The organism is Luteimicrobium sp. DT211 (assembly GCF_049844995.1).
Taxonomy (GTDB): domain Bacteria; phylum Actinomycetota; class Actinomycetes; order Actinomycetales; family Cellulomonadaceae; genus Luteimicrobium.
In genome coordinates this window covers 109,377-129,393 of record NZ_JBNCMC010000005.1, presented here as the reverse complement: position 1 = coordinate 129,393, position 20,017 = coordinate 109,377, and the positions used below count along the sequence as shown (strand labels likewise).

19 protein-coding genes are annotated in these 20,017 nt (G+C 73.7%); 10 read left to right on the top strand and 9 right to left on the bottom strand.

All coding sequences use genetic code 11. The features are described 5' to 3' along the window. The first annotated feature begins 104 nt into the window (after positions 1-104). The gene (locus tag ACLQ14_RS14505) at positions 105-1,235 is read left to right on the top strand and encodes a branched-chain amino acid aminotransferase (RefSeq protein ID WP_425814216.1); all 1,131 of its coding nucleotides are present in this window, start codon (positions 105-107) and stop codon (positions 1,233-1,235) included. A 55-nt stretch (positions 1,236-1,290) separates the two neighbouring features. Here ACLQ14_RS14505 and ACLQ14_RS14500 read toward each other — a convergent pair whose 3' ends face one another. The 5 genes from ACLQ14_RS14500 to ACLQ14_RS14480 form a co-directional block, all read right to left on the bottom strand. Further along, complete coding sequence (locus tag ACLQ14_RS14500) at positions 1,291-1,644, bottom strand: RNA-binding S4 domain-containing protein (RefSeq protein WP_425814214.1); 354 nt, start codon at positions 1,642-1,644, stop codon at positions 1,291-1,293. 173 nt (positions 1,645-1,817) lie between these two features. Beyond that, positions 1,818-2,840 (bottom strand): LacI family DNA-binding transcriptional regulator, encoded by a 1,023-nt coding sequence (locus tag ACLQ14_RS14495; protein ID WP_425814212.1) that lies wholly within the window; start codon positions 2,838-2,840, stop codon positions 1,818-1,820. Beyond that, positions 2,837-3,748 (bottom strand): carbohydrate ABC transporter permease, encoded by a 912-nt coding sequence (locus tag ACLQ14_RS14490; protein ID WP_425814210.1) that lies wholly within the window; start codon positions 3,746-3,748, stop codon positions 2,837-2,839. Before ACLQ14_RS14490 ends, ACLQ14_RS14495 begins: the two co-directional genes overlap by 4 nt. 1 nt (position 3,749) lies before the next feature. Beyond that, a complete protein-coding gene (locus ACLQ14_RS14485) occupies positions 3,750-4,745 on the bottom strand; it encodes a carbohydrate ABC transporter permease (RefSeq protein ID WP_425814208.1) in 996 nt (331 codons plus the stop codon). 90 nt (positions 4,746-4,835) lie between these two features. After that, positions 4,836-6,185 carry an ABC transporter substrate-binding protein gene (locus ACLQ14_RS14480; RefSeq protein ID WP_425814206.1) on the bottom strand — a complete coding sequence of 450 codons (1,350 nt, stop codon included), beginning with the start codon at positions 6,183-6,185 and terminating at the stop codon, positions 4,836-4,838. Positions 6,186-6,398: 213 nt separating this feature from the next. Here ACLQ14_RS14480 and ACLQ14_RS14475 point away from each other — a divergent pair, with 213 nt between their 5' ends. The 3 genes from ACLQ14_RS14475 (at position 6,399) to ACLQ14_RS14465 (ending at position 11,481) form a co-directional block, all read left to right on the top strand. Next, the gene (locus ACLQ14_RS14475; protein WP_425814204.1) at positions 6,399-8,504 is read left to right on the top strand and encodes a beta-galactosidase; all 2,106 of its coding nucleotides are present in this window, start codon (positions 6,399-6,401) and stop codon (positions 8,502-8,504) included. A 50-nt stretch (positions 8,505-8,554) separates the two neighbouring features. Then, a complete protein-coding gene (locus ACLQ14_RS14470) occupies positions 8,555-10,246 on the top strand; it encodes a glycosyl hydrolase 53 family protein (RefSeq protein WP_425814202.1) in 1,692 nt (563 codons plus the stop codon). 122 nt (positions 10,247-10,368) lie between these two features. Then, positions 10,369-11,481 (top strand): GNAT family N-acetyltransferase, encoded by a 1,113-nt coding sequence (locus tag ACLQ14_RS14465; protein ID WP_425814200.1) that lies wholly within the window; start codon positions 10,369-10,371, stop codon positions 11,479-11,481. Between the two features lie 133 nt (positions 11,482-11,614). Here the strand turns inward: ACLQ14_RS14465 and ACLQ14_RS14460 are convergent, their stop codons facing one another. Then, positions 11,615-12,088 carry a DUF6069 family protein gene (locus ACLQ14_RS14460; RefSeq protein ID WP_425814198.1) on the bottom strand — a complete coding sequence of 158 codons (474 nt, stop codon included), beginning with the start codon at positions 12,086-12,088 and terminating at the stop codon, positions 11,615-11,617. A 168-nt stretch (positions 12,089-12,256) separates the two neighbouring features. Here ACLQ14_RS14460 and ACLQ14_RS14455 point away from each other — a divergent pair, with 168 nt between their 5' ends. Beyond that, on the top strand, positions 12,257-13,510 hold the full coding sequence (locus ACLQ14_RS14455; protein WP_425814196.1) for a sensor histidine kinase: 1,254 nt from the start codon (positions 12,257-12,259) through the stop codon (positions 13,508-13,510). After that, positions 13,507-14,202, top strand: coding sequence for a response regulator (locus tag ACLQ14_RS14450; protein WP_425814194.1), 696 nt, complete (start codon positions 13,507-13,509; stop codon positions 14,200-14,202). The genes ACLQ14_RS14455 and ACLQ14_RS14450 overlap by 4 nt, the downstream gene beginning before the upstream one ends. A 31-nt stretch (positions 14,203-14,233) precedes the next feature. Here ACLQ14_RS14450 and ACLQ14_RS14445 read toward each other — a convergent pair whose 3' ends face one another. Next, positions 14,234-14,833 (bottom strand): NADPH-dependent FMN reductase, encoded by a 600-nt coding sequence (locus ACLQ14_RS14445; RefSeq protein WP_425814192.1) that lies wholly within the window; start codon positions 14,831-14,833, stop codon positions 14,234-14,236. 178 nt (positions 14,834-15,011) lie between these two features. Here ACLQ14_RS14445 and ACLQ14_RS14440 point away from each other — a divergent pair, with 178 nt between their 5' ends. Continuing rightward, the gene (locus ACLQ14_RS14440) at positions 15,012-15,572 is read left to right on the top strand and encodes a dihydrofolate reductase family protein (RefSeq protein WP_425814190.1); all 561 of its coding nucleotides are present in this window, start codon (positions 15,012-15,014) and stop codon (positions 15,570-15,572) included. Between the two features lies 1 nt (position 15,573). Here the strand turns inward: ACLQ14_RS14440 and ACLQ14_RS14435 are convergent, their stop codons facing one another. Continuing rightward, complete coding sequence (locus ACLQ14_RS14435; RefSeq protein ID WP_425814188.1) at positions 15,574-15,891, bottom strand: DUF4235 domain-containing protein; 318 nt, start codon at positions 15,889-15,891, stop codon at positions 15,574-15,576. A 128-nt stretch (positions 15,892-16,019) separates the two neighbouring features. Between ACLQ14_RS14435 and ACLQ14_RS14430 the strand changes: the two genes are divergently transcribed. Genes ACLQ14_RS14430 through ACLQ14_RS14420 form a run of 3 tightly spaced genes read left to right on the top strand, consistent with a single transcriptional unit; the run spans position 16,020 to position 19,022 of the window. After that, positions 16,020-17,165 carry a LolA family protein gene (locus ACLQ14_RS14430; protein WP_425814186.1) on the top strand — a complete coding sequence of 382 codons (1,146 nt, stop codon included), beginning with the start codon at positions 16,020-16,022 and terminating at the stop codon, positions 17,163-17,165. After that, entirely contained in the window at positions 17,162-18,124 is a 963-nt protein-coding gene (locus ACLQ14_RS14425; protein ID WP_425814184.1) for an ABC transporter ATP-binding protein, read from the top strand. Before ACLQ14_RS14430 ends, ACLQ14_RS14425 begins: the two co-directional genes overlap by 4 nt. Further along, entirely contained in the window at positions 18,111-19,022 is a 912-nt protein-coding gene (locus tag ACLQ14_RS14420; RefSeq protein WP_425814182.1) for an ABC transporter permease, read from the top strand. The genes ACLQ14_RS14425 and ACLQ14_RS14420 overlap by 14 nt, the downstream gene beginning before the upstream one ends. Here ACLQ14_RS14420 and ACLQ14_RS14415 read toward each other — a convergent pair. After that, positions 19,012-19,893 (bottom strand): CPBP family intramembrane glutamic endopeptidase, encoded by an 882-nt coding sequence (locus ACLQ14_RS14415; protein ID WP_425814181.1) that lies wholly within the window; start codon positions 19,891-19,893, stop codon positions 19,012-19,014. The two genes, ACLQ14_RS14420 and ACLQ14_RS14415, sit on opposite strands and share 11 nt — an antisense overlap. Between the last annotated feature and the right edge of the window lie 124 nt (positions 19,894-20,017).

Here is a 20,017-nt window from a genome sequence, read left to right as displayed (position 1 = left end):
GAGTCTAGGAGCGGGCCCGTCGGGCGACCCGGCGCGCGCCGGACACGCGTCCGACCTCCGACGGCGGGCGCGGAACCCGGGGCGCGGAGCCGTAGCATGCAGGAATGGCTCTCGACCTGGACGTTCGCCCGTCAGACCGACCCGTCGACGACGCGGCGCGCAGCGAGATCCTCGCCGACCCCGGGTTCGGCCGATACTTCACGGACCACATGGCGACGGCCCGCTGGACCGCCGACGACGGCTGGCACGACGCGTCCGTGCACCCGCTCGAGCCCTTCACGCTCCACCCGGCGGCCGCCGTCCTGCACTACGGCCAGGAGATCTTCGAGGGGCTCAAGGCGTACCGGCACGCGGACGGGAGCGTCTGGCTCTTCCGGCCCGACAAGAACGCACGCCGGTTCGCGCACTCCGCGCGCCGCCTCGCCCTGCCTGTGCTCGACGAGGACGACTTCGTTGCGGCCGTCGAGGCGCTCGTCCGCGCCGACGCCGCCTGGGTCCCCGACGCCCCGGACGGGCAGGAGGCCAGCCTCTACCTGCGCCCGTTCATGATCGCGACCGAGCCGTTCCTCGGGGTGAGGGCCGCGCACGAGGCCACGTTCGGCGTCGTCGCCAGCCCCGCCGGCCCCTACTTCAGCGGCGGCGTCCACGGCGTGAACCTGTGGGTCACGGACCGGTTCGTCCGCGCGTCGCGTGGGGGGACCGGCGACGCGAAGACCGGCGGCAACTACGCCGCGAGCCTGGCCGCGCAGGCCGACGCCCGCGACCGGGGCTGCGACCAGGTGCTCTACCTCGACGGCGAGGAGCACGCCTGGCTCGAGGAGGCCGGGACCATGAACGTCTTCCTCGTGACCTCGGGCGGCGAGCTGCTGACCCCCGCGCTCGGCAGCATCCTCGACGGCGTCACGCGGGACTCGCTGCTCGACCTCGCCCCCGACCTCGGCCTCACGCCCGTCGAGCGCCGCATCGGGCTCGCCGAGCTCCGGGAGAGGCTGGCCGACGGGTCCGTGACCGAGGTCTTCGCGGCCGGGACCGCCGCCGTCGTCACGCCGGTCGTCGGGATCCGCGGTGAGGACCGCGACCCGGAGGGTGCGGACGACGGCGCCGGCGTCGTGTGGGAGCAGCAGGTCGGCGACGGGACGCCGGGCGCCGCGAGCCTCGAGCTCCGGTCCGCCCTCCTCGACCTGCAGTACGGCCGCACGCCCGACGCGCGCGGGTGGCTCCGCCGCGTCGTCTGACGGGCTCCGCCGCGTCGTCGGGAGCGTGGCGTCGGCGGGAACGTGCCCGACGGCGTCAGTCGCGTCCGCGCAACCGGTCCAGCTCGCGGCGCTCGCGCTTGGTCGGGCGCCCGGTCCCCCGGTCGCGGATCCCGGCGGGCGCGACGTACTCGCGCGGCAGCGGCGCCGGCGAGTGGTCCAGGTACGCCTTGACGGCCTCCGGCGCGCCGACCCGCTTGGGCAGCAGGGCCACGACCTCGACCACCCGGTCGCGGTCCGTGCGGAACTCGACGCTGTCCCCGACCTTGACCGATGAGGCGGGCTTCACGCGCGAGCCGTTGACCCGGACGTGCCCGGCACGGCACCACGACGTCGCGACCGACCGGCTCTTGGCCAGCCGGACCGCCCACAGCCACACGTCGACGCGCATCGCCCCATTGTCCCGCGCCCGCCCTCCGGCGGTGTCAGAAGCTCGTGAGTCTCGAGGCTCACCACGTTCTGACACGCGCGCCGGCCTCACGAACTGTCAGAAGCTCGCGAGTCTCGAGACTCACGAGCTTCTGACAACTCGCGCTTCTGACGACTTGCGGCTGGCCGGGGCGGTCAGGTGCTCGCGCGGACCACCAACGATGCCGGCACGGTCACGGCCGCTGGCGCGTCGCCCTCGATGACGCCGAGCAGCAGCCGCACCATCTCCGCGCTGATGCGGTCGAACGGCTGGTGCATGGTCGTGAGCGGCGGCTCGAGCGCGGCGGCCAGCCCGGCGTCGTCGAACCCGCCGACGGCGACGTCCCCCGGCACGGAGCGCCCCGCGGCCCGCAGCGTCACGAGCGCGCCGGCGGCCATGAGGTCGGAGGCCACGAAGACGGCGTCGAGGTCGGGCCGGCGGTCGAGCAGCTCCGTCATCGCGGCGGAGCCGCCGTCGCGCGTGTAGTCGCCGTGCGCGACGAGCGACTCGTCGTAGGCGTCGCCGAGCTCCGCACGGTACCCGTCGAGCCGCAGCCGCCCGCCCGGGGTGTCCATGGGGCCGGTGATCGTCGCGACCCTCGTCCGCCCGCGCTCGCGCAGGTGCCGGACCATGGTCCGCGCACCCTCGAAGTCGTCGGCCGCGACGTACCCGACGGTGTGCTCGAACCCGATGGGGATGCCGCACGCGATGGTCGGGATGCCCTGCTCGTGCAGCGACTTCACGACGGTGCTCCCGACGTGCGACGAGATGAGCAGGACGCCGTCCACGTGCCCCGACGCGACGTAGTCCACGACGTTGCGCTGCTCGTCCCGCGTGCCGGCGACCATGAGCAGCAGGGGCATCCGCCGCCGGGCCAGCTCGTGCGCCGTCCCGCGCAGCAGGATCGAGAAGTTGGGGTCCTCGAACAGCAGGTGCTGCGGCTCGGTGAGCAGGAACGCGATCGAGTTCGAGCGCCCCGTCACGAGGCTGCGCGCGTGGTGGTTCGCGGAGTACCCGGTCGACTCGATCGCTGCCTCGACCGCGACCCGCGCCTCGGGCGAGACCCAGTGGCCGCCGTTGAGCACCCGGGACACGGTGCCGCGCGACACGCCCGCGGCCGCCGCGACGTCCTTGATGGTCGGACGACGACGCGCGGGACCCCCGTTGCCCTCGCTCACGCCTTGACCGCACCCGCGGCGAGGTCGACCTGCCAGAACCGCTGCAGGGTCAGGAACAGGGCGACGAGCGGGATGATCGACAGCAGCGCCCCGGTGATGACGGACGTGTACATGGAGGGCTGAGACGCTCCCTGGTTGAGCAGGCCGGACAGCCCGACGGTGAGGGGGAAGAGCTTGTCGTTCCCCAGCATGATGTACGGCAGCATGAAGTTGTTCCAGATTGCGACGAACTGGAACAGGAACACGGTGACGAGGCCCGGGAGCATCATCGGGACCGCGAGCGAGAAGAAGATCCTGCCCTCCTTGGCACCGTCCGTCCGGGCGGCCTCCAGCACGTCGTCGGGCACCGCTGCCGCGGCGTAGATCCGCGCCAGGTAGATCCCGTAGGGGCTGATGATACTGGGCAGCAGCACGGCCCAGTAGGTGTTCGTCATGCCCACCTTGGCCAGCAGCAGGTACTGCGGGATCGCGAGGACGACGCCCGGCACGAGGACGCCCGCGAGGATCGTGTTGAACGCCGCCGCCTTGCCGCGGAACTGGTACTTCGCGAGGCCGTAGCCCGCCATCGCGGAGACCAGCACCGACAGGATCCCGCCCACGCCCGCGTACAGGGCCGTGTTGAGCATCCAGCGCCAGAAGATCCCGTCCCGGTACGCGGACAGGTCGAGGACGTTGTCCCACAGGTGCGTCGACGGCGCGAGGGTGAACGAGTCGAACAGCTGGCCCGCGCTCTTGGTCGAGGCCATGACGACCCACACGACGGGCAGCAGGCAGTACGCGGCGCCGACGAGCAGGATCGCGGTCCCGCCCCAGGCGGAGCGCCCCTGCTGGAGGCCGGCCCGCGGGCCCGACGCGCGGCGGGGAGAGGGCAGGGGCGTGGCGGTGGCGGAGGCGGTCGTCGTCGTCATGTCACTTCTCCTGGCTGAAGGCGCGGCGCTGCACGAGGCGCAGGAAGCCGAACGACAGCACGAGCGTGGCGATCGCGATCACCACGGACAGCGCGGCCGCCGAGTAGATGTCGTTGCGGACGAACGCGTCGCGGTAGACCGTCATGAGCGGGCTCCACGTCGACGAGATCGTGTTGGTCAGGGGCTTGAGCGTGATGGGCTCGGCGAACACCTGGAGGGTCGCGATCATCGAGAAGATGAAGGTGAGGATGAGCGACGGCAGGACGATCGGGACCTTGATGCGCCACGCGATCTGGCGCTCGGTCGCGCCGTCGAGGCGGGCGGCCTCGTACAGGTCGCTGGGGATCGCCTTGAGGGCCGTGTAGATGACGACCATGTTGAAGCCGACCCCGCCCCACAGGGCGATGTTCGCGATCGCGAACAGCACCCAGCCCGAGTCGAGGATGTCGGGCGAGCCCCACCCGAGCTTCTCGGTGACGTAGGTGATCGGGCTGACGCTCGGCAGGTAGAGGAAGCCCCACAGCAGCGACGAGATGACCGCCGGCACCGCGTAGGGCAGGAAGATCGACAGGCGCGAGAACGACTTGGCGCGCACGCGCCGCGCGTCGAGCAGGAGCGCGAACAGCAACGCGAGGCCGAGCATCGTCGGGACGAGGACGACCCCGTACACCAGCACCCGCACGACGGACGCGACGAAGTCCGGGTCCGTCAGGGCGGTGCGGTAGTTCTCGAGGCCCGCCCACACCTCGGTGCGGGCGCCCTTGCCGAGCCCCAGGCCGGAGACCTTGACGTGGCGGAAGCTGAGGTAGACGGCGTAGCCGATGGGCAGCGCGAGGAAGAGCGCGAACAGCGTCATCGCGGGGGCGAGGAACGCGTAGGGCGCGGCGCTCCCCGGCCGACGACGGCGCTTGCCGCGCGCGGCGGACGCGCCCGGCGCCGGCGCGGGCCGGGTGGGCGGGGCGGACGCACCGGCGGCGCTGGTGGTGCTCGTGGTCACGGTGTGGCTCCGTTCGTGCCGAGAGGCTCGTGACGACAAGGGGGCGGGACGGGCCGACCGGCCGCGGAGGGCGGGCCGGCCCGTCGTCCGTCACTCCTTGACGTTGTAGCCGGACTTCTTGAGGTCGTCGAGCGTCGTCTTCTGCATGGCCGTGACGGCGTCGCCGAAGGCCTGCTCGGTCTTGGCCTTGGTCGCCTTGCCGAACTCGTCGTTGTACGAGGAGTACGCGACGTTGACGTTCGGGCCGTAGGTGAACGGCGAGACGGTGCCCGCGATCTGCGACGCGAGCGTGTAGAAGTCGGTCTGGTTCGAGAAGAACGCGGGCGGGTCGCTGAGCGCGGACTTCTGCGACTCGAGCGCCGCCGGGTAGAGGCCGCTCTCGGTGACGAGGAGCTTGGCGGCCTCGGGCGAGGTGTTGAGCCACTCGGCGAACTCGGTGGCGTACGCCTTGTTCTTGGACTGCGAGGTGACGGCCGTCGCCGAGCCGCCCCAGTTGCCGGTGACGTCGTCGCCGGCGTTCCACTGGGGGAGCTTGGCCATCTTCCACTTGCCCTTGGTCGAGGCCGCGTTGCCCTCGAGGACGCCGGGCGCCCAGATCGCGGAGACCCAGCCGACCTGCGTGCCGTCGTTGAGGCCCTTGTTCCACGCGGGGGTGTACATGGGCTTGTTGTCGATGACGCCCTGCTGGACGAGCTTGCCCCAGTAGGAGGCGACCTTCTGCGTGGCGTCGGAGTCGATCGCGACGGACCAGGCGTCGCCGTCGATGCCCCACCACGACGCACCGGCCTGCTGCGTGAGCCCGGTGAACCAGCCGGCGTCGTTCGCGGAGAACGTGCCGAGGTACGCCTTGGGGTCCTTCTGGTGGAGCTCGGTCGCGACCTGCGCGTACTCGTCCCACGTGGTGGGGACCTTGAGCCCGTACTTCTCGAAGATGTCGGCCCGGTAGTAGAACTCCATGGGCCCGGCGTCCTGCGGGATCGCGTAGACCGTGTCGCCGCCCAGGGTCACGGACTGCCAGGAGCCGCCGTCGAACTTGCTCTTGAGGTCCGCGCTCACGTCGCCGGTGATGTCGGCGAGCGCGTCGGCCGCGACGAGCGTCGGGATCTTCTGGTACTCGGCCTGCATGACGTCAGGCGCGCCCGAGCCGGCCTTGATGGCCGTGAGGAGCTTGGTGACCGCCGGGTCGCCGCCGTCCTGCTTGTTCACGGTGACGTGGATGTTCGGGTGCTCGGTGTTCCAGGCCTTGACGACCTCGTCCATGCCGGGCGCCCACGTCCAGTAGGTCAGGTCGACCTTCTGGGCGGGGTCCGTCGGGGTGGTGTGGGCCGACGGCGTGGAGTCGCCGTCGCCGTCGCCGGAGCCCCCCGACGAGCAGGCGCTGGCGAGCAGCGCTGTCGCGGCGACCGCGGCCGCAACCTTCAGTGACGTGTGCAGTCGCACGAGACCTCCTCATTGAAGCCCGTCGCCGAGGACGACGGTCGGCTCGCCCTTCGAGCCTGTGCACGGTCACAGTAGCCGACACAGGGAGGCGCGTGTCAATCACGTCGGGTCACGCGTTTACAACGATCCTGACGCCTGTCTATGCTGTGCGCGTTCACAGTTGATCGCGACGCGGCGGGACCCGCCGGCGCCGCCACGACCCGATGGAGCGTCATGGACGACCAGCCCCGCCCCCGTACCCCCCTGTCGTCCACGCCGGCCGGGACTCCCGCGGAGCACACCGTCGGCGTGTGGGCGCGGGGCCTCGACGGCGTCGCCTACGGAGGCGACTACAACCCCGAGCAGTGGCCCGAGGAGGTCTGGGCCGAGGACGTGCGCCTCATGCGCGAGGCCGGCGTCACGTTCGCGACCGTCGGGGTGTTCTCGTGGGTGCTGGTCGAGCCGCGCGAGGGCGTGTTCGAGTTCGGCTGGCTCGACCGGCTCGTCGACCTGCTCCACGCGAACGGCATCCGCGTCGTCCTCGGGACGCCCACGACCGTCCCGCCCGCCTGGTTCTACCGCGCGTACCCCGAGGCGCGCGTCGTCACCCGCGACGGCGTCCCGCTCGGGTTCGGGTCGCGCGGCATGGTCTCCCCCAGCTCGCCGCAGTACCGCGAGGCGGCCGTCCGCGTCACGACGGCGCTCGCCGAGCGCTACGGCTCCCACCCCGCGCTCGCGCTCTGGCACGTGCACAACGAGTACGGCGTGCCCGTCGCCGAGGACTACTCCGAGCACGCACTGCACGCCTTCCGCGACTGGCTGCGCGCCCGCTACGGCTCGCTCGACGCGCTCAACGCCCGCTGGGGCACCGCCTTCTGGGGCCAGCGCTACGGCGACTGGGACGAGGTCGGCCTGCCCGCGGCCGCGGCGAGCGTCGTGAACCCCGCTGAGCGCCTCGACTTCGCGCGGTTCAGCGACCACCAGCTGCGCGCCTGCTTCGTCGCCGAGCGCGACGCGATCCGCGCGCACTCCGACGTGCCGATCACGACGAACTTCATGGCGTTCGCGTGCGGCTCGACCGACCTCTGGGCATGGGGCCGCGAGGTCGACGTCGTCTCCAACGACCACTACCTCGACGCCGCCGACCCCCGCAACCAGGTCACGCTCGCGCAGGCGGCCGACCTGACGCGGTCGGTCGCGCAGGGCAACCCGTGGTTCCTCATGGAGCACTCGACGTCGGCCGTGAACTGGCAGCCGCGCAACGTCGCCAAGCAGCCCGGCGAGCTGCGCCGCAACTCGCTGCAGCACGTCGCGCGGGGCGCCGACGCCGTCGGCTTCTTCCAGTGGCGCGCCTCCCGGTCCGGTGCCGAGAAGTTCCACTCGGCGATGCTGCCCCACGCCGGGACGGGCTCACGGGTCTGGCGCGAGGTCGTCGCGTTCGGCGCGGACCTGGGCCACCTGGCCGAGGTCGCGGGCTCCCGCGTGGAGGCCCGCGTCGCCGTGCTGTGGGACCAGGAGTCCGCGTGGGCGCAGGGCCTCGAGTGGCGGCCCAGCGTCGACGTCGACGCTCGCGAGCGCACCGACGCCTGGTACCGCGCGCTCTGGGACGACCACGTCACCGTCGACTTCGCCCACCCGTCCGCCGACCTGTCGTCGTACGCGCTCGTCGTCGCGCCGGCGTCGTACCTGCTCACCGCCGACGACGCCGCGAACCTCACCCGGTACGTCGCGGCCGGCGGCACGCTCGTCGTCTCCTACTTCTCCGGCATCGTCGACGAGAACGACGCCGTGCACGAGGGCGGGTACGGGGCGCCCCTGCGCGACGCGCTCGGGCTCACCGTCGAGGAGTTCGCGCCGCTGCGCGCGGGCGACGGGGTCCGGGTCGCGTGGTCCGGCGCGCCCGACGACGACGGCGCGCACCGCGAGCTCGTCGCCGACACCTGGACCGACCACCTCGCGCTCGACGGCGCCGAGGTCGTCGCGACGTACGTCGACGGTCCCGTGGCCGGCGGGGCCGCCGTGACACGGCACGCGCTCGGCGACGGGCACGGCTGGTACGTGTCCACGCGCCTCGACGACGACGGCCTCCGCGCCGTCCTCGCCGCCGCCTACCAGGACGCCGGCCTCGCGCCGCGCGACGGGCTCGGCGCCGGCACCGGCCGCGACGTCGAGATCGTCGAGCGCACCGGCGACGGCCGCTTGTACACGTTCGTGCTCAACCACGGCACCGAGCCCGCGTCCGTCCCCGTCACGGGCGACGAGCTGCTCACCGGTTCCACCGTCGACGGCTGGCTCAAGGTGCCCGCCGGCGAGGTGGCGGTCGTGAGGTCGCCGCGCTGACCCACTCTGCCCGGCGCCCGCCGGCAGGTCCGCTCATCAAGGAGGATGACGTGAACCCCAGACCCACCACCCGGCCACGCGCGCGCCGGCGCCGCCTCACCGCGGCGTCGGCGGCGGCCCTTGCCGTCATCGGCCTCGCCGGCGCTGCACTGCCTGCCAGCGCGCACGACCGCTCCCCCGCGGCTGCCCCGCAGGTCGTGAACCCCGGCTTCGAGGACGGCCTCGCCGGCTGGACGGTGCGCGGGAGCGCGGGCGGCGCCTCGGCCGCGAAGGTCGAGGCCGGCGGCCACGACGGCACCGGGAACCGGCTCACCGAGTGGTCCGCGAGCGCCTACCGCGCGACGGTGTCGCAGCGGGTCTCGCACGTCCCGAACGGCTGGTGGACGTTCAGCGCGTGGGTCCGCTCGGGCGGCGGCACGGGGAGCGGGAAGGCCGCCGCGACCCTGTCGCTGTCAGGCTGCGGCAAGGCGGCGAGCGTCGACGTCCCGGACACCACGCAGGACGGCGCGTGGGTCCGGCTGGCCGTGTCGACGAAGGTCACGGGAGGGGACTGCACGCTCGCGATCACCACCGACGGTCCGGGCGGGGCCTGGCTCAACGCGGACGACGTCGCGTTCGACCGCGGCGTCGTCGGGCGGGCTGAGCGCGGCGGCGACCTGTCGTCGGTCGCCAAGAACGAGGACCTCGGCGCGGTGTACCGGACGGCGAAGGGCAAGGCCGGCGACCCCGTCAGGATCCTCGCCGACCAGGGCATGAACCTGACCCGCGTCAAGGTGTTCGTGAACCCGGCCGACGGGTACAACGACGTGGCGCACGCGGTCGCGACCGCGAAGCGCGCGCAGCGGGCGGGCATGCGGGTGCTCGTCGACTTCCACTACTCGGACACGTGGGCGGACCCGGGGGCGCAGAAGATCCCGTCGGCGTGGTCGGGCGACACCCCGGCGCAGCTCGCGCAGGACGTGCGGGCGTTCACGACGTCGGCGATGCGAGCGTTCGTGCGCGCGGGCGTGCGGCCCGCGTACGTGCAGGTCGGCAACGAGATCAACTCCGGGATGCTGCTGCCCTGGGGCCAGACCTGGGACGTGGACCCTGCCGACGGCGTCGACGGCCCGCAGTTCGACAACCTCGCGTCGTTCCTCACGGCCGGGTCGGAGGCGGTGCACGCCGTGTCGCCGACGTCGAAGGTGATCCTGCACCTGACGAACATCAACCAGGGCACCGGGGCGCTGACCTGGTGGCTCGACGAGATCACGTCGCGGGACGTGCCGTTCGACGTGATCGGGCTGTCGTACTACGGCTACTGGCACGGCAGCCTCGCCGACCTCCAGGACGCGGTCTCGACGACGTCGGCGCGCTACGACCGCGACGTGCTCGTCGTCGAGACGTCCTACCCCTTCACGCTCGCCGACGACACTCCGGCCTGGGAGAACACCATCGACCAGCCCTCCGAGCTGGTCCCCGGCTACCCCGCGACGCCGACCGGGCAGAAGGCCCAGTTCCGCGCGGTGCAGGACGCCGTCGCGTCGGCCCCGGGGGGTCGTGGGCTCGGCGTCGTGTACTGGGAGCCCGCGTGGACCGCGGTCGCGGGGAACGGCTGGGACCCGGCGGACCCGACGTCGGGCAACGCGTGGGAGAACCAGGCGATGTTCGACTTCGACGGACGCCTGCTGCCCGCGGCCGACGACTTCACGCCCTCCGCCGCGGACCGCGCGGCGGAGGCGACGCTCGTGGGACGCGGCTGACCCGCCAAGCCAACGGGTTGTCAGAACGTGATGAGCCTCGAGACTCACCACGTTCTGACAGCTCGCCGGGTCAGGGTGGGAAACCCGTGGCGCGCACGACCGGGGGCGGGCACGCTGGACGGATGGCACCGACCCTCCGGCTCATCACCCTCACCCCCGACGACGCGCCCGCCTCCCTCGACGACCCCGCGGCGGCGCTGCTGCACGGCGTCGCGCGCGTCGACGCCGCTGCCCAGCTCGCCTCCCGGGGCCACGGGGACGCCGCCGACCCGGTCGCCCAGCGGCTCGGGCAGCTCCGGCACGCCGACTACGTGCGGACGTCGGCCGTCGTGGCGGTCCTCGCCCCCGACGACGTCGTCGGCTACGCGTGGCTGCGCGCGATGCAGACGTCGAACACGGACGCCGTCGAGCTCGAGGTCTGCGTCCACCCCGACCACCGCCGCCGCGGGGTCGGCGCGGCGCTGTGGGACGCCGCGGTCGCCGTCGTGCGGGACCAGGGGCGGCACGTCGTGCAGGCGTACTCCGACGTCGTGACCGAGCCGCCGCCCGGGCCGGGCGCGCTCGTCCCGCCCACGGGCTCGGGGCGCGTCCCCGCCGACGACGACGCCACCCGTTTCGCGCTCGCCCGCGGCTTCGCGCTCGAACAGCTGGAGCGCATGTCGCGCCTCGACCTGCCCGTCGACCCGGGCTTGCTACGGCGGTTCGCCGAGGCGGCCGGCGAGCACGCGGACGACCAGTACCTGACGCAGACCTGGTTCCACGACGTCCCGGAGTCAGCGCTCGCCGACATCGCGGCGCTCGAGAGCCGGATGATGACGGACGCGCCGTCGGGCGGGCTCGAGCTGGAGGCCGACCCGTGGGACGCCGCGCGCTTGCGGACGTGGCTCGACCGGTTCACGGAGCGCGGGCAGTCGGTGCTGCTGACGGCCGCCGTCCACGTCCCGACGGGCCGGATCGTCGGGTACACCGCGCTCATCGTGCCGACCGAGCCGGACGACGCGCGGCCGGTCGCCGACCAGGACACGACCATCGTCGACCCCGAGCACCGAGGCCACCGGCTCGGGATGGCCGTGAAGGTCGCGAACCTCGAGGCGCTCGCTGCGCGCCGGCCGGACGTCCGCCGCGTCGTCACGTGGAACGCGGAGGAGAACGGCCCGATGCTGGACATCAACGTCGCGCTGGGCTTCCGGCCCGACGGCGGGTTCGCGGCCTGGCAGCTCCGCCTCCCGGACTGATCGCCGCCGCCGAGTTGTCAGAAGCTGGTGAGGCCCTGCCCTCCTCAGGTTCTGACAGGCCCCGGGTCGGCCAGGCTGTCAGAAGCTGGTGAGGTCCCGCCCTCACCAGCGTCTGACAACTCGCCGGGCGCGGTCACGAGCGCCAGGCCCGGGCGTACCCGAGCGCGAGGATCCCGCCGACGACGACGTGCATCGCCACGAGCACCACGCCGCTCGCGAACGTCGACGCGCTGACCGGGCCGGCGAGCGATGCGGCGAGGACCCCGGCCGCGACGCCCAGCCAGGCGCCGCGCGGCACGCCACGGCGCCGCATCCGGGCAGCCACGAACCAGGCGCCCATGCCCGCGACGACCGCGATGAACAGCACGTTTACCGGCCCCACCGTCGGCCCGTCGCCGCCGCTGCCCGTCCCGGCGCCGCCGGCGCGGAGGTCGACGCCCCCGACCGGGACGACGAGCACCCACAGCAGGAGGGCCGCGGCCGCCGCGGTCCCCGTCGTCAGCCACGCGAGCCGCGCGCCGACCGCGGGCGCCGAGCCCGACGCCGGTCGGACCGCGTCCGTCGTCCGCTCGCCGGCGAGTGCGTTCCTCGTGTTCTTGCTGGTCATGGCCCCGTCCCCGTCCCAGGCACCCCGGCGGCGCCCACCACCTGACCGTCTCCCGGGAGCCTCGGACGGCACAGCGGCCGACGGTCGGTCGTCGACGCGACGACGGGAGGGTCGACCCCCTCCTTCGGTCGGTAGTGAGGCGGCGGTCCGCTTCCTACGCTCGGGGTCATGGACACGCAGACGACCCTCCTCACCGCGGACGACGCGGCGTGCGACGCGCGACGGTTCCGCATCCCGACGAGTGCGGTCGTCGGGCTGGCCGCCGGGCTGGCGGTCCTGTCCGCGCTGACGGTGCTGGGGGCGAGCGGCGACGGACGGGTCGCACTCGACGTCGTGTGCGCCGTGCTGGCCGTGGCGGCGGGATCGCTGGTGCTCGTCGCGGTGGGCCGCGCCGACGAGGAGCGACGGCTGACCATCGCCGCGTTCGTGCTCGCGGCCCTCGCCGCCGTCTCGCCCGCCGCGACCCCGGCCTCGACGATGACGACGGCCGTCGTCGCCCGGGCCACCCGCCTGCGGGTCGCGGTGCCGGTCGCCGTCGCGGGCGCCGTCGGGCACGCGGTCCAGGGGGCGTGGCGCGGCGTGAGCATGGGCTACGGCTGGTGGCTGCTGACCGACGTGGGCGTGCACGCGGCGCTGCTCGGCTGGGGCGCGTACGGGCGCACGCGCGCGGAGCTGCTGGGGTCGCTGCGCGCGCGGGTGCGCGCCGCGGAGGCGGACCGGGACCGCCGCGCCGAGGAGGTCCGCCGCGAGGAGCGGCTGCGCATCGCGCGCGACATGCACGACACGCTCGCCCACCGGCTCTCGCTGGTCGCGACCGCCGCGGGGGCCCTCGCGTACCGCCCCGACGCGCCGCCCGAGCGGCTCGCGCAGGCCGCCGCCGTGGTGCGGGACGGGACCTCGCAGGCCCTCGTCGAGCTCCGCCAGGTCGTCGCCGTGATGCGCGACCCCGACGACGCCGTCGTGGGGGTCGACACCCTCGACGACCTCGTCGCACAGGTCCGGGCGGCCGGGGCGGACATCGAGGTGGTCAGCACGGGCACCGTCGAGAACCTCCCGCGGGCGACCCGCAACACCGTGCTCCGCGCGGTGCAGGAGTGCCTCACGAACGCCCGCAAGCACGCACCCGGTGCGCCCGTCCGCCTCGAGGTCGCGGTGTCCGACGACGACGTCCGCGTCGTCGCGACGAACCCCGTCGCCCCCGGGGTGGCGCGCCCGGGCGGCGTACGGGACGATCCGGACATGAATCGTGGTGCAGCGCCGACCCTCGACCTGACGGGAGGCTCCCGTCCGGGCGTGGGCCTCGTGGGCCTGCGGGAGCGGGCCGCCACGCTGGGCGGCACCCTCGACGCGGGCGCCGACGGCGGCACGTGGACCGTCAGGGTCGTGCTCCCGCTCCACGCCGGCGTCGGGGCCGGCGCTTGACCTCGCCCGACCCGGGTCGCGGGGCCGTCCGCGTGGTGGTGGTCGACGACGACGCCCTCGTCCGCGCCGCCCTCACGACGATGCTCGACGGCGCCACCGGCGACGACCGCGACGGCCCGCGGCGGCTCGACGTCGTCGGCGAGGCGGCGGACGGCGGCGAGATCGCGGCCGTGCTGGACGCGCACCCGGCCGACGTCGTGCTCATGGACCTGCGGATGCCGCGCGTGGACGGGCTCGAGGCGACGCGCCGCGTCCGTGCCCGGCCGCACGCCCCGGAGGTCGTGGTCCTCACGACCTTCGACACGGACGACGAGGTCACGGGAGCCCTGCGCGCCGGTGCGCGCGGCTACCTGCTGAAGGACGCGCGGCCGGAGCGGATCGTCGCGGCGGTGCTCGCGGCGGCGTCGGGCGAGGCGGTGCTGGCGCCGGCGGTCGCGAGCCAGCTCATGGAGCGCGTGGCGGCGTCGTCGACGGCGCAGGCGGCGGCCCGCGCGGCCCTCGACCGGCTGACCCCGCGCGAGCGGGACGTGGCCCGGCTGGTCGCCCGGGGCGCGTCGAACGCGGACGTGGGTCGCGAGCTCTACCTCAGCGTCCCGACGGTCAAGGCGTACGTGTCGAGCATCCTCGACAAGCTGGGCTGCGAGAACCGCACCCGTCTGGCGGTGCTCGTCCACGACGCCGGGACCGCCTGACACCGGCCCGGCGCCGGCGCTGTCGGTGGCCCTACTTCGTCGATGCCGGGTCGCTGTCGCCGATGTGCCCCGGCGCGGTCACCGCGAGGACGCGCTGGACGAACGCGCAGTACTCGTCCATGTAGTGCCGGAGGAAGCCGGCCGTGCTCTCGTTCGCCACGGTCCCGTCGTCGCCGAAGTCGTCGGCCCGGTAGGTGATGTACGCCTCCGGCGAGTTGAGCTGCGGCGCGTCGAGGAAGCTCAGCACGCTCCGCATCGACGACTGCATCACCGCCGTGCCGATGCCGCCCGGGGAGGCGCCGATGATGCCGACAGGCTTGCGCGCGAACGAGTTCTGGCCCCAGGGCCGCGAGCCCCAATCGATGGCGTTCTTCAGCGCTCCCGGGATCGACCGGTTGTACTCCGGGGAGACGAACAGCAGCCCGTCCGACGCCTCGATCGCCTCCTTGAACCGCCGGCCCTCGGGCGGGAAGTCGGCGTCGTAGTCCCAGCTGTACAGCGGAAGGTCCCCGATCGGGATCTCGGTGAACGCGAGGTCCGACGGCGCGACCGCGATGAGCGCCTTCGACAACGTCCGGTTGATCGAACCCTTGGCGAGGCTGCCGATCAGGTAGCCGATCTGGTACGTCATGCTGCTTCCCCCTGCGTCGCTCCGTGGCCGACGGACGTCCCGTCGACGGGCTACCTCCACTGTCCCCGCCGCGGGGCGGTCGTGCCAGAGGTGGCGCGTCCGACCAGGCCGGGTTGAATGGACGCACAGGGTCGAACCCTTCGCGGGCGGACCGGAGCGATCGTCGAGGCGGCGCCGCATGGGCAGGCTGGTCTACGTCACGAACATGTCCGTCGACGGGTACATCGAGGATGCGGAGGGCGACTTCGACTTCGGCCCGCCCGACGACGACGTGTTCGCGTCCACCATCGAGCTGCTGCGGGGCGTCGGGACGTTCCTCTACGGCCGCCGGCTCTACGAGGCGATGTCCGTGTGGGAGACCGATCCGACGCTCGCCGCGCAGTCCCGGCTCTTCGCCGACTTCTCCGCCGCCTGGAGCGCGGCCGACAAGGTCGTGTACTCGACCACCCTCGACGCGACCGCCACCGCGGCCTCCCGGATCGAGCGGCGCTTCGACCCCGCGGCGGTCCGCGAGCTGAAGGACCGGGCCACGCGTGACCTCATGGTCGGGGGCGCGGACCTCGCCGCCCAGGCGATGAGCGCGGGCGTGGTCGACGAGTGCCTCCTGTACGTGTGGCCGGCGTCGGTCGGCGGCGGCAAGCCGGCGCTGCCGCTGGGCGCCCGCCACGACCTCGAGCTCGCCGACGTCGACCGGTTCCCGAACGGCGTCGTCCGGCTGCGGTACCGGGTCCCGGTCTGACTCAGTCGCCCGGCCACTCCCCCGTCCACCGCTCGAACGCGCGCGCGCCGGCCCGGTCGACGAGCGCCTTGACGCCCGCGAAGATCGCGCCCTGGATCAGGGCCCCGAGCACGACCTGCCGCGCGCTGTAGCTCGACTCGAGCGGCTTGGGCGCCTGGTCCTCCGGGCCGGGGACGGCCCGCTTGTAGATCAGCCGGAAGACGCGGGCGGCGACGAGCCCGCCGACGATCGAGCTGACGATGCCGAACGGCCGGTAGAGGATCTTCGCGGCGCGGCGACGGTCCTTCTGACGAGCCGCGTCCTCGGTGGTGTCGGTCATGGTTCGACGGTAACCGCGCCCGGTGCGCGCGGCACGGGATGCGCAGGACTGTGGGGAAACTGTGGCGGTCCGGGCGGAGGTGACGCCCGGCCTGGCCATGGGCGCGCCACAAGGCGCAGGATCAGGGTATGAGCCTCTTCACGCGCCACCCCCACACCCGGTGGATCGTGCCCGGCGCGGCCGCCGTCCTCGTCGCCGGCGTCGCCGTCGGGGCGAACGCCGCCACCACGGCCCGTTCGTCCGGCAGCCCCGACCTGCCGCCGACGACCGCCGAGCAGCTTCTCGTGGACCTGCAGCAGCCGACGGCCCAGGCCCTCCAGGGCACCGCGACCGTCCGTGCGGACCTCGGGCTCCCGAGCGTCCCCGGCCTGACCGGCGCGGCGGGCGTGACGGGCCCCGGCCCGTCCGGAGCGCAGGGCACGTCGGGCGCGTTGTCGCTGCTCAGCGGCACCCACACGGTCCGCGTCTGGACCGACGGCAAGGACGGCTCGAAGGTCGCGGTGCTCGACGACGGCAGCGAGTCCGACGTCGTCAGCAACGGCACCGACCTCTGGGTCTGGTCCGGTGCGGACCGCACGGCCGCGCACGCGACGCTGCCGGCGTCGTCGGGCAAGGATGCAGCGGCGAAGCAGAAGAGCCTCGAGGGCCTCGCCGGGCTGACCACGCCCGACGCCGTCGCCCGCGCCGCGCTCGACGCGGTCGACCCGACCACCAAGGTCACCGCCGACGGGACCACCCGCGTCGCGGGGCACGACGCGTACGAGCTCGTGGTCGACCCGAAGTCGTCCGACACACTCGTCGACAAGGTCGTGCTCGCGGTGGACGCGAAGACCCACGTCCCGCTGCGCGTCGAGGTGTACTCGACCAAGCGCACCGCTCCGGTCGTCGAGGCAGGCTTCACCTCGGTGAGCTACGCGACCCCGGCCGCCTCCACGTTCGAGTTCACGGCGCCGAAGGGCGCGACGACCAAGGAGCTCACGCTCCCCTCGGGCGACCTGGGCCTGAGCGCGAAGACCGCGCAGAAGCCCGACGTCGTCGGGACGGGCTGGGACGCCGTCGCCGTCGTGACGCTCACGACCGAGCAGCAGAACGCCCTCACCAACGGCGAGGCGGCACCGCTCCTGCGGACCCTGCCCACCGTCTCGGGCGACTGGGGCAGCGGGCACGTCGTGACCGGCACGCTCTTCACGGCCGTCCTCACGGACGACGGGCGGGTCGCGGTCGGAGCGGTGCCCACCTCGGTGGTCACGGCGGCCCTCGCGCACACCAAGTGAGCCTCGCGTCGGACGAAGCGGTTGCGCCGGTCCTCGCGACGTCGGGCCTGACCAAGCGGTTCGGGGGCAAGGCCGGCCAGGTGGCCGTGGACGGGATCGACGTCGTCGTGCCGCGCGGCGCGGTCTACGGCTTCCTCGGGCCCAACGGGTCGGGCAAGACCACGACGATCCGCATGGTGCTCGGCCTCGTCCGCCCCACGGCCGGGGACGTCCGGCTCCTCGGCGGCCGCATGCCCGACGACGTCGCCACCGTCCTCCCGCGCGTCGGCGCGCTCGTCGAGGGGCCCGGCTTCCACCCGTACCTGAGCGGACGGGCGAACCTGGCCCGGCTCGACGCCGCCGACCGCCTCGCCGACCCGCGCACGTCCGCGCGGCGCATCGACACGGCGCTCGACCGGGTCGACCTGCTCGGCGCGGCTCGCAAGCGGTTCCGCGCGTACTCGCTGGGCATGCGTCAGCGGCTCGCGATCGCCGCGACTCTCCTGCAGCCGCGCGACCTCCTCGTGCTCGACGAGCCGACGAACGGCCTCGACCCGCAGGGCACGCGCGAGGTCCGCACCCTGATCGGCCGGCTCCACCAGGAGGGCGTCACGCTGCTGGTGTCGAGCCACCTGCTGTCCGAGATCGAGCAGGTCTGCACGCACCTCGGCGTCATGCGGACCGGCCGGCTGGTCGCGCAGGGTACGTCCGCGGACGTCCTCGGTTCCGCCCGCCCGACGGCGGAGGTCACGACCCCGGACGCCGCACGCGCGGCGGGGGTCCTCGCGGGCCTCGGCCTGCCCGACGTCGGCCCCTCGCCCGAGGGGGTCACCGCCACCCTCGACGGCGTGGCCCCCGAGGCGGTGGTCGCCGCGCTGGTCGGGGCGGGCGTCGCGGTGCGGGGCTTCGCGGTCCGGCGGGCCACCCTCGAGGACCGCTTCATCGAGCTCACCGGCGGAGGCTTCGATGCCGACGACTGACGCCCTCCCCGCCGCCGCGGACGCCGCAGGGCCGAGCTCCGCCGTCGGGCATCCCGAGCGCGAGGCGCGGCCGGGCGCCGCCGGGGCGTGGCTGCGGTTCCTCCGGTCGGAGCTACGGCTCATCCTCGGGCGGCGCCGCAACCAGGTCGGGCTCGCGGTCCTCGCGGTGGTCCCCGTGGTGATCGCGATCGCCGTCAAGGTGGCGGACCCCGCGTCGGGAGGCGCCGACTCCTCGTTCCTCTCCCAGATCACGGGCAACGGGTTCTTCGTGGCGCTCGCCGCGCTCGCCCTCGAGATCGGGCTGTTCCTGCCGCTCGCCGTCGCGGTGCTCGCCGGCGACGCCGTCGCGGGCGAGGCCAACGTCGGGACGCTGCGCGGCCTGCTCGTCGTCCCGGTGACGCGCGGGCGACTGCTCGCGGTGAAGTACGTGGCGCTCGTCCTCGGCGCACTGCTCGGTGTCGTGCTCGTGGCGGTCGTCGGGCTCGTCGCGGGCGCCGTGCTGTTCGGTCTGCACCCTGTCGTCACGCTGTCCGGCACGACGCTCGGGCTCGGCGCCGGGCTCGTCAGGCTCGCGCTCGTCGTCCTCTACGTGACCGCCTACCTCGCCGCGCTCGGCGCGCTCGGGCTGTTCGTCTCGACGCTCACCGAGCAGCCGATGGGCGCGACCGTCGGGGTCATCATCCTCAGCACGGCGATGTGGATCCTCGACTCGATCGAGCAGCTGTCGTGGCTGCACCCCTGGCTCCTCGTCGACCACCAGCTCGCGCTCATCGACCTGCTGCGCGACCCCGTCTACACGCACGACCTCTCGCTCGGGCTGCTCACCGACCTCGCGTACGCCGTCGTGTTCCTCGCCGCCGCGTGGGCCCGGTTCGCGAGCAAGGACGTCACGAGCTGACGGACGGCGCGGCCTTCCCGCGCACCGCGAAGATCGCCACGATCCCGAGGGCGACGATCAGGAGGGTCGCGAGGAGCGCGACGACGACGGCTGCCCCGCCCTGGCTCGTCGTGCTGGTGTCGACGCCGCCGCTGGCGAGGAACGTCGTCGGGTCGGTCAGGGCGTGCAGCACGACGGCGGCCCAGAACGTCCCGGTGACGCGCATCGCCAGGTACATGCACGCCCCGAACCCGAACGTGTAGACCACGGTCGCGACGACGGTCGACGCCTCCATCCCGGACAGCAGGTTGACCGTGTGCATGAGCGCGAACAGCAACGACGAGACCACCATGACCATGCGCTCGCCGTGCCCCGCGTCACGCAGCATCGTGACCACGATGCCGCGGGTGGCGAGCTCCTCGGTGAGGCCGACGCAGACGCCGAGCAGGGCCAGGGAAGCGATCTGCCCGCCGCTCCACGCACCCCAGTCGGTGGCCGCGACGTGCGCCACGACGGCAACCAGCACGAGGACCGGCGCGAGCCACATCCAGCGCCGGCCCCGCACCGGCTGACGTCCGACGATCGAGGACCACCAGCCGCGTCGCACGGCGAAGACCGTCAGGGCGGCACCGCCGATCGCGATGGGCAGCGCGAGCCCGAGGAGGATGCTCGCCGGCGTCGCGAGCAGGTCGTCGGTGTCGATCGAGCCGTCGAAGAGGCGCCCGGTGAGCGTGCCCACGAGCAGGTAGAAGACGAGGTAGCCGACGACCACCAGCACGGCCTTCCACGCCGTCGGCCGCGACCAGAACGGTGCGCGTCCCGCGGCCGTGGGCGGCGGCCCGCCGGAAGGTCCCGTGTCGGATCCGGGCGCGAGTCGTTCGTCTGCGGCCATCGTGGTTCCTTGCTCGCGTCCGGCGTGCTCCGTCGTCGGCGTCGAGGGCGCCACGGCCCGGGCCACACGCACGCCGGGAAGAGGACTCGCTGCCGGGCCAGAGCGTACCGGGGGCGGGGCCGGC

Bases quoted from the DNA above. Each gene is read 5' to 3' on its own strand.
- ACLQ14_RS14505 (WP_425814216.1), top strand. From the start codon at position 105: ATGGCTCTCGACCTGGACGTTCGCCCGTCAGACCGACCCGTCGACGAC.
- ACLQ14_RS14500 (WP_425814214.1), bottom strand. From the start codon at position 1,644: ATGCGCGTCGACGTGTGGCTGTGGGCGGTCCGGCTGGCCAAGAGCCGG.
- ACLQ14_RS14490 (WP_425814210.1), bottom strand. From the start codon at position 3,748: ATGACGACGACGACCGCCTCCGCCACCGCCACGCCCCTGCCCTCTCCC.
- ACLQ14_RS14475 (WP_425814204.1), top strand. From the start codon at position 6,399: ATGGACGACCAGCCCCGCCCCCGTACCCCCCTGTCGTCCACGCCGGCC.
- ACLQ14_RS14465 (WP_425814200.1), top strand. From the start codon at position 10,369: ATGGCACCGACCCTCCGGCTCATCACCCTCACCCCCGACGACGCGCCC.
- ACLQ14_RS14460 (WP_425814198.1), bottom strand. From the start codon at position 12,088: ATGACCAGCAAGAACACGAGGAACGCACTCGCCGGCGAGCGGACGACG.
- ACLQ14_RS14455 (WP_425814196.1), top strand. From the start codon at position 12,257: ATGGACACGCAGACGACCCTCCTCACCGCGGACGACGCGGCGTGCGAC.
- ACLQ14_RS14445 (WP_425814192.1), bottom strand. From the start codon at position 14,833: ATGACGTACCAGATCGGCTACCTGATCGGCAGCCTCGCCAAGGGTTCG.
- ACLQ14_RS14440 (WP_425814190.1), top strand. From the start codon at position 15,012: ATGGGCAGGCTGGTCTACGTCACGAACATGTCCGTCGACGGGTACATC.
- ACLQ14_RS14435 (WP_425814188.1), bottom strand. From the start codon at position 15,891: ATGACCGACACCACCGAGGACGCGGCTCGTCAGAAGGACCGTCGCCGC.
- ACLQ14_RS14430 (WP_425814186.1), top strand. From the start codon at position 16,020: ATGAGCCTCTTCACGCGCCACCCCCACACCCGGTGGATCGTGCCCGGC.
- ACLQ14_RS14420 (WP_425814182.1), top strand. From the start codon at position 18,111: ATGCCGACGACTGACGCCCTCCCCGCCGCCGCGGACGCCGCAGGGCCG.
- ACLQ14_RS14415 (WP_425814181.1), bottom strand. From the start codon at position 19,893: ATGGCCGCAGACGAACGACTCGCGCCCGGATCCGACACGGGACCTTCC.